The sequence below is a fragment of the Shewanella sp. NKUCC05_KAH genome (assembly GCF_019345585.1).
GTDB lineage: Bacteria > Pseudomonadota > Gammaproteobacteria > Enterobacterales > Shewanellaceae > Shewanella > Shewanella oncorhynchi.
On sequence record NZ_JAHKQZ010000030.1, the window covers coordinates 44,107 to 52,529 of the forward strand.

9 protein-coding genes and 1 pseudogene are annotated in these 8,423 nt (G+C 38.8%); 9 read left to right on the top strand and 1 reads right to left on the bottom strand.

Annotated elements, in window-relative coordinates; genetic code table 11:
- Positions 1–335 precede the first annotated feature (335 nt).
- Positions 336–800 (bottom strand): chemotaxis protein CheX, encoded by a 465-nt coding sequence (locus KO533_RS21005; protein WP_105251417.1) that lies wholly within the window; start codon positions 798–800, stop codon positions 336–338.
- A 957-nt stretch (positions 801–1,757) separates the two neighbouring features.
- Here KO533_RS21005 and KO533_RS21010 point away from each other — a divergent pair.
- The 9 genes and pseudogenes from KO533_RS21010 to KO533_RS21050 all read left to right on the top strand — a co-directional run bounded on the left by KO533_RS21010 (position 1,758) and on the right by KO533_RS21050 (position 8,316).
- A pseudogene (locus KO533_RS21010) lies at positions 1,758–2,243 on the top strand (hypothetical protein).
- Between the two features lie 109 nt (positions 2,244–2,352).
- A complete protein-coding gene (locus KO533_RS21015; RefSeq protein ID WP_219255981.1) occupies positions 2,353–3,048 on the top strand; it encodes a hypothetical protein in 696 nt (231 codons plus the stop codon).
- A 165-nt stretch (positions 3,049–3,213) separates the two neighbouring features.
- A complete protein-coding gene (locus tag KO533_RS21020) occupies positions 3,214–4,275 on the top strand; it encodes a hypothetical protein (protein WP_219255982.1) in 1,062 nt (353 codons plus the stop codon).
- A gap of 29 nt (positions 4,276–4,304) precedes the next feature.
- Complete coding sequence (locus KO533_RS21025) at positions 4,305–4,769, top strand: hypothetical protein (protein WP_219255984.1); 465 nt, start codon at positions 4,305–4,307, stop codon at positions 4,767–4,769.
- Positions 4,770–4,805: 36 nt separating this feature from the next.
- Entirely contained in the window at positions 4,806–5,216 is a 411-nt protein-coding gene (locus KO533_RS21030; protein ID WP_219255986.1) for a hypothetical protein, read from the top strand.
- Positions 5,217–5,329: 113 nt separating this feature from the next.
- Positions 5,330–5,599 carry a DUF1778 domain-containing protein gene (locus KO533_RS21035; RefSeq protein ID WP_012586779.1) on the top strand — a complete coding sequence of 90 codons (270 nt, stop codon included), beginning with the start codon at positions 5,330–5,332 and terminating at the stop codon, positions 5,597–5,599.
- Positions 5,596–6,126, top strand: a complete 531-nt coding sequence (locus tag KO533_RS21040) for a GNAT family N-acetyltransferase (protein WP_011847801.1) — start codon at positions 5,596–5,598, stop codon at positions 6,124–6,126. Before KO533_RS21035 ends, KO533_RS21040 begins: the two co-directional genes overlap by 4 nt.
- Positions 6,127–6,518: 392 nt before the next feature.
- Positions 6,519–7,310 carry a DUF4145 domain-containing protein gene (locus KO533_RS21045; RefSeq protein WP_219255988.1) on the top strand — a complete coding sequence of 264 codons (792 nt, stop codon included), beginning with the start codon at positions 6,519–6,521 and terminating at the stop codon, positions 7,308–7,310.
- 106 nt (positions 7,311–7,416) lie between these two features.
- The gene (locus KO533_RS21050; protein ID WP_219255990.1) at positions 7,417–8,316 is read left to right on the top strand and encodes a hypothetical protein; all 900 of its coding nucleotides are present in this window, start codon (positions 7,417–7,419) and stop codon (positions 8,314–8,316) included.
- The last annotated feature ends 107 nt before the right edge of the window (positions 8,317–8,423 follow it).

Genomic DNA, 8,423 nt, shown 5'->3' on the forward strand with positions numbered 1-8,423 from the left:
TAATTGCCTCTACACGAATGGTTACTGCAAATAACACTATGAATTATAGCTATTTGTTAGCGGGAGATGTGTCGAACCTGTAGGGCTGAGATAAGCGAAATAGTGGTTTGCAGTTCACAGTTGGCGACGCAATATGTTTTGGACCTGAGGATGAAGCTGTGCTGAACTGGTGTTAGGCGGCAAAATGGACGATAAAAATACCTCAATTCAGGCTACGTTAAACCAGCCGTTCTGATCTTTGTTATCTGGCTTTAAATAAGCGAATGAAACATAAGATCCAGAGCGACAGGATAGTTAATGTATTTTGAGCTGACTGGCTTGATGCATTTAAGCTATTAGTTTTCAAAACATATTTCAATATAAGCAGTACCATGCGGGCTTGTAAATGGCATGATAATCTTAGTGCCATTAGCTTTATGGGAAATAGTATGGCCTTTTCCTGATACGACCATAGGAGTGGCCATTTCAAATTCATAGCCTTTTTGACCCAAAAGATTTTTTGCGCCACCAGTCACCATATTCGTAATTTCGCCTACTAAGTCAGTCACTTCCTCGTTAATTTTACCTGGGTTTTCGCCCAGCATATTCTGCATTATCTGCAAAACAAGCTTTTGTTCGAAGGTAATCGACAGTGATCCTTTTGTTTGGGGTCCAACAAGACCTATTAGGCCGGACACATCACCCTTAGCTAAGTTATCTACTTTGATTTGGGGTTTGCCCGGCGTCAAATCCATGCTCGCCATCGTAGATATGACATTGAGCAAAGATTGGAGGAAAGGATTAATAAAATTAACGTTCATGCCTAAGTTTGTCCTCTTTTGAGCCTAAACCATGGAGTAATGGCATTGCTTAAGGCTATTAGAAAAGTTGCTTATCGACAGCAATCTTGATCACACTCTATCAGCTTAGATGAGACAGCTATAAATGTGAGGCTAATTTAAAGATATTCTTATCATTTATCTGAGTTATAGGCCGCTAAAGCTCCATATAACCGTGTCCTTTATTGTTTAGACCGTTTTGTAGATGGTTCATAAGTTTGCTTGGAAGACGCTTATCGTCAAATAGCGTTGTTTTACGTCTCATACATACAAAAATGGGCTGCATTAGCCCCATTCATAGTGGCTCATGAGTGCCGATGCTGCAAAGTTTTTTAGTCTTTTTATGGAGTAACTCGACTTTTATTTGCACTTGAACTTGTGAGAAGGCGTTGCTACTCAACTCTCTATCCCATCGCGTCTTACGTAATCCCATTTTATATGGCTATTTTCGGCATTGTGGAGTGCTATCAAAAAGGCGTCTTGGCCTTGAGCGTCTTAGCTGACTTTGTAAAAGTGCGATGTTCGCTGCAAACTGTCTCACTTTTTGCTTCACCCTAACGACGCATTTGTAGTGTGTTGTTCAGTACGTGTTCCCGAGTCAATTACTGGGAACACCATCTTGAGTGCTCAATCCAATAATTTGGGGTACCTCACAGGATACTTAGTAATTAGACAAATGCACAAATGTGTGAAAACCGCTTAATAGAATGTGAGAGTAATGATTCAATCTAAAATGAGTAAAAACACTGTTATATCAACTGTTCCAATCGATAGAACCTTTTCCATTGCACCCATGTTGGATAGAACGGATTTTAATCTAGTTGATTGATAAATATTAATAAAATATTTTCGTGGATGCCTATTGGATACCTCGTTTTTTTGGATTGGTTTTGGATACCTGAAAGCGTAATCTACTGTTTATCAACATTGAGGTGATCTATGGATAGAAAATCTTTAATAATACTTGCGGTGATGTTAACGGTCTGTCCTACTTTTTCGGCTAATGCTGAAGTCTATAAATGTGCTGATGGAAAGTATCAAGCTGATCCCTGTGATGAAACAAGCAAGCCAGTTGATTTAAGTGGAGTTGGTAGCTTTATCAAAAGCAATGACAGCATTTCTAAATCAAGCGTGGGTTCAAACGCTACTTCTGATAAGAAAAAAGAAATCAGTACCTATATTGAGAAGCAACGTATTGCCTGAGAGATCACTCGGCTTGAGGGTGATCGTAAGCGGGTAATTGCTGCGCGTGATCAGCGCTTACGTAATCTGCGTGAAAGTCGGCGGTATGCGAATAACAACTTAGCCGGTGCAACCTGGCAACAAAGCTTAGCTCAGGAACAAGTCGCAGCAGCCCAAGAAGCCGACACGTTGGTGTCATCTATCGATCGGCAAATAGAGCAGCTAAAAGAAGAGTTAAAATAGTGCATGCACGTTTTTCCTGATTGTGTATTTGGTAAAGTACTGATAAATTTCTTTTATTACAGTTAATTAGCCGTCTCGCGTTTTTTACTTGTTAATGAGGTTAACGCGCATGCGTACTAAGACGTTATTTTTCCAAGGAAATTGTGTGCCATATATGCTTTTCAAAAAATGTGTATTTATAATTTCTCTTTCAATAATATCTGTCTCGTGTGCGCCTGTAGTTAGAGATTACTACAAGCCAATATATAGCGAAGGAGTTACACACAGTAGTGGCTGCGGAAGTTCTGGCCCTGCGGATCAAATATCAATACAGCTTAGTGGGGGAATTGAGCTCGAAGTATCTAGTTCTAGTTCAGCAAAAAACGAGAGATTTAAGAATTTTTATTTTTCAGCTTCAATTCTTGCACCATCTGGAACATATTTTCAATTTGAGAGCGACGAAATTGTCATTACTGATAATACAACAAACAAAATGTGGAATGTAAAGATTACTGAATTAATTACACGGCCAGAGAATATTTCAAATGCTAATTCTGGTGAATCAGCTAATAAGGATGAATATCTCCGTGTTAATCCAACATCAAAGATAAGCGGTAATACCTTTTTTGGTTATAACACACTATTCGGTAAAAAGTATTTTAATTCGGGTGCGTCAATAAGTATTTTTTCAAGAGATATTGAGTATAAATTGGAAAACTACTCTATCCAGTTACCATCCATTATTATAAATGGTAAAAAATACATTATTGAACCTATAGGATTTTTACATGTGCGAAGCATAGGAATAGACCCACTAAATTGTTAACATAACAAGCTGTTCCAGCATCGCTCTGGCACTTCGTGCCTGCGCTGGACTGTTATAAACTCGCGGTTTTATGGTTTTGCTGCGCAAAAGTGTTCCATAAAACTACAACTTAAAAACTGCCGCTGAACTCGGCGTTAGCTTTATATTCGACTATAGAGAGATTGTATGAGTGAAAAAAAGAAGTACTCGCTACTAACAAGTTCGGACATAGAGGCGGGTCTAAAGGATGCTCGCTTTCAAAAAGAAGATATTTCACTTATAAGAGATAAAGAGGGAAGGATTGTCAGGCATTTACCTGTGACGAGCATCCAAGAGGATGTTTTCCCGCCGTCAATTATACAAATTAACAGTACTTATATATATCAGGCTGATATTCGCCCAGTAATAAATGCACTCATTGAAACTAGAAATGTTGAGATTTTTCAAGATTTATCCGAAAAATATCAAGCAGTCATTGATAGCCTAACATACTATAGAGATCACAATTCTCGTTTAGATGAACTTAACTCTAAGTCCCTTGATGCATCTTCAGTATTTGAAAAACGTGTTGGAGTCTTTCTTAACGCTATAGATGTAAGCGATCTGGAAAAAACAGACGTTAAGAGCTGTATAGAAATGCTTGATTCTTATTTGAATATAATTTTTGTTTATCTAATTAGTGCATATTGGATTCATGACAAAATGGTATCTAAAGATACCATTGCAGGTAGAAAAATTGCAGACCTTGATAATCAGGTACGCCACATATATGAGCAACTGCTTGCAGACTCCAGTGTGAATAAAGAAGGCACAAACATAATTCCAATGCACAATTCGTTGTACGCCAGATATTTGCTATCAGAAAAGAATGGAATGAAAGAAATTGAGAGGCTTGTAAAACATGACTCTAGATTTTCTACGGCAATGGATTTTATGGACTTTATAAAACGTTGTTTTTTTAAGAAAACAGACTCTTCTTATGACTACCATAGTCAATATCAAGTATCTGAAAAATATGAAATATCAATCAATTTAAGCGCGATTGATAAATCCACAGACAAAAGAGTTGAGTTTTCGCAGAGACTTTTTGAAATTCTTGAAAAAATTGAGATGCTGAGGAATATACACTCTGAGCTGGTTGAAGTCGGCAAAATTGATTTCGGTACTATTGAGGTATATTTGGAGTCTGAAGCTAACAATGCGCTCCAACTGACCTCCATACCGCTTGCGCTGCATGGCGGCAGTTGAGCTTAGCGTTAGCTGTCTAAGGAAAGAATGTGCAAAGTCCAATCTCAATTGGTTGTGAGTGTGGTGGCCCACAAGATGGCGGTATAGGCCGTCTGAAAGTAGAACTCTTCCACGCGTTAGAAAAGCACGTCACCTCTACGCACTGCGATGCGGTAGATGAGTACGCGCCCGTCTTGAGAGTAGATGGAGAATTTTCCACCTATGGTCCTGAGGGAATTCATCGGGTGCGCTTTGCTAAGAAAAGTCGTTACATTACTGCGGACATTCAAATCCCTGAGTCAGTTTGGCGTCTGGCGAGTGAGCAGGATCTCCGGCAGTATCTTGGGTCTGCACTTCGTTCGGCCATGGAGGTATTCGTGGCTAGGCTCAAGAAGGACGGAGTTGCGGTTGTAGAGAGCAGTATCTACGCCCAGATGAACGCAGCAATCACAGAGTTCACACTAGGCGCGGTGACGTCTAACAATTCGCTGCAGGCGCGACGGCCCACGGCCTGAACTCGGCGTTAGAACTACTAATCAGGGATGGTGTATATGTTACTAAAAGTGTTGTTCTCTCTCAGTTTGCTATTGAATATTTACCTCATTTTTTGGTTCATTAAGAATAGTTACACCATCGAAGCTCACCCTATATTAAAGCGTAATAATTTTGTTTTATCCCAATTTGTGAACAGCTCACTTTCTAAAGACGAGATTTTAATGATTGCAAAATCCAAATTAGGTATTCAGAAAGTAAAAGAACAATATAATCACCAATCATGGGACGATAAAAAATTTGCATCGTCTGTAATAATCGAGGGCATTAGTTTCTTTTTTAACGATAAAGATGAATTAATGCAAGTAGACCATTGGTACAAAGCGTGTTACACCTTTATGGGTAAGGTAGTTTTAACAAACAAATTATGGCTAGAACGTAAACACCGCGCTGCATATTCGAAGCGTTAGCCCCCACAAATCTAACAATCGAATCCGTACTATATCCGTACAAGTTGCGCTGTGGTTGTTTAAACTTTATACTCCTATCCATTACGGATTTACTCCGTACGATAGGAGGTTTTATGGCTACTGCAAGACTTGATATCCGTTTGGATGAAGAGATCAAAGCTAAGGCTGAGAAAGCATCGGCTTTGCTTGGGTTAAAAAGCTTAACTGAATACGTTGTTCGCTTAATGGACGAAGATTCAACTCAGGTGATTGCTGAGCATGAAAGCATTACTGTTAAAGCTGATGTATTCGACCAATTCATAATGGCTTGTGATGAGGCTAAGGCTCCGAACAAGGCATTGCGTGAAGCAGCAGCATTTACTAAACGTGGTGAGTTTAAGTGAGTTATTCCAAGACTTTTAAAGAATTGGATAAATCACAGCACGATAGAGCATCATTTGACTGTGGCGAAGCAGAGTTAAACGATTTTATCCAAACTCAAGCAGCGAAACACATGCAAGCAGGTATTAGCCGTACAATGGTTTTACCTGCTGTTACGCCATTGCCCAATCAAAAATATCCAATTTGCTCATTTTATACTATCGCCCCAAGTTCAATTTGCCGTGATACTTTGCCGCAAGCCATGGGTAAAAAGTTACCACGCTATCCCATTCCGGTCTTTCTGCTTGCTCAACTTGCTGTCCATAAAGAGTTTCATGGTAGTGGGTTAGGTAAAGCTAGCTTAATCAAAGCACTAGAATATCTTTGGGAAATTAACGCTCACATGAGAGCTTATGCCATTGTTGTCGATTGCTTAACTGGCCAAGCTGAATCATTTTACGCTAAGTATGGTTTCGAGGTTCTTTGTGAAATCAACGGTCGTGTCAGAATGTTTATTCCAATGAAAACAGTCGGTCAGTTATTCACTTAGTTACAAGTTCCCCGCCTTACCTGCTTACGCCTCACATTCGGGCATAGAAACTGTCTTTTGTATTCATAACTACTCAGTCTTAGATGCTGTTATGTATACAGTATTATTCGATTTGGTAAAATTTCACGGATTAAAACGAAAATAGTTTTTCTCTTTTACAGGGCTAGTGCCAGTATATGCCATTTGTAATCAATGACTTATTGAAACACTGCTTGAGATATTAGGTTTGGAACTCACGTATCTGTGTTTTTCCGCATGGTTTATTTGTTAAAGAACTGATAAGTTCCTTTTATTACAAGTAATTAACTATACGCGTTTTTACTGGCCTAACGAGGTAAACGCGCAGTGCATAAATACTAAGACGTTAAGTTTACGCATAAGGATGATTCATTTTGAAACCAGGCTTTCTCTACTCAAAACAGTCTATTCCAGCGTACCTTTGTCCTACTTGTGTTAAAGGTAAAATGCTTCCTGATATAGAGGGCTGTCTTTCTCGCCAGACTGGTGAGTCAGTTTTATTATCGAAGCTCGACTACTGGGAGGAGTCATTCCACAAGGAAATGCTCAGAATTGATCTGTCCTGTACGAATGGGGATTGCAAGGAAATTGGTGTATTGATCCTAGAAGGAGAGTTATATTCTTCAGATGAGCATCAGCCTGAAGTTGAAGTGCTATTTACTCCCATATATATTAATCCTGCTCCACAATTATTTTCTTTAGAAGCAGAGTACCCTGACAATATCCGAAAAATTGCTCAAGAAGCTTTTTCTCTGTTTTGGAGCGATCCAGCCTCTTGTGGGAACAAAATACGTGTTGGGGTGGAAGCTCTACTAAATGAACAAGGGGTAGAGCAAGAACGAAAAGATAAAAATGGGATCGCTATATTAAGTAAAAAAGGCAGGCCCAAACCAATAATGCTCCATCATAGGCTTGAAATATTCAAAAAGACATCTGCTAGCAGCGCATCTGCATTGGAATCAATTAAGTGGCTGGGCAATGAATCTAGTCACTCGGGAACCCTAATACATCAGAGTGTAGTGTATAAAGCTGTAATGATCTTCGGTAGTGTATTAGCTCATTTATATTGTAATCAGCCCATAGAGAAAGAAATTAATTACTCTATCGAGCATGTGAATTTTTGGCATCATCCAGATAAGCAAAAATTATGGCCCAAAAAAACTTAGCAAGTTGCAGCAGTTCGCTCCAGTTGGTAGCTTGGACAGTCAAAACTTCACGTTTTTGCCTGCTCTTGTGCAAGACGTTAGCAATATTATCGATACGGAGTGTTGAATGACGAAGTGTCCAATTTGCATTAAAAATAAACCTTTAGAGTCACATCTTTTTGAGCTTTCAGAACTTTGCAGGTATTTAGGAAACTCGGTTGAATTTACTCAACATGGCTCAGTTCGAATAGTTAAAACATCAGTTATTGGCGACTGGCTAAAGCTTGCTTCCCATTTGAAAAAAGTTGATATGGAGTGGTGGAGATATAGAGATGAAATGTCAGACGTGTATTGCCCTTCAGATGTTGATGATGATGCTTTAGATAAAGAGCATTTTACAGAATTCTCTACAGCTTTAACTCGTTTTATGTATGTTACAAATGCAATGGACGAAGCTTATAGATTTATAGATAAGGAATATCACTCTTTAGACACAGTAGTTAACATGCCTAAAGATAAAAGGCTTAGAGAGCCAAGCATGAGAGCAATCGTCGTTATTGATCTTATCCATAAAGAATCTTTGCCTGAGAATTTCTTCCATATAATGAAAAACTTAGAGATAACCTTTGGAAAGTACATTAAGCACTTTTCATTAAAAGTTAATGGCATAAATGATATAAAGGAAACCGATAATAGCGCAGGATTGCATTTTATTAGGAATCTAAGAAATCACATTGCTCACGGGGTTTTTCCAGTAATCGATAATCCGGAATATAAGGGTGGAGAAGATAAAAAGAGAAATTTATTAAATTTACTCTTTCATGCATGCAGAGCAAGTGCGATTTATATTCAAACTATCCTTTTTAGTTTTAATGAGGGTTTTCAATCCCAAGACTATTTTGATATGAAAGATGTTTGGGATGAAGAAGGGGACTATTTTGAAAGTAATTGTAAGATTGAACTAGCGAAATCGTTGCATTTAAACGGAACATTTAGTTTTGCAGAACCCGTGGAGCCATATTGCTAACAAATAAGGATAGGCCGCGCGTAGCCGCGACCTTATCTCAGTGTTGAACAAGCCCGATGCTGGTTGTTGACACTTTATTATGCAAATAGCGGATTGAGAATTTGAAG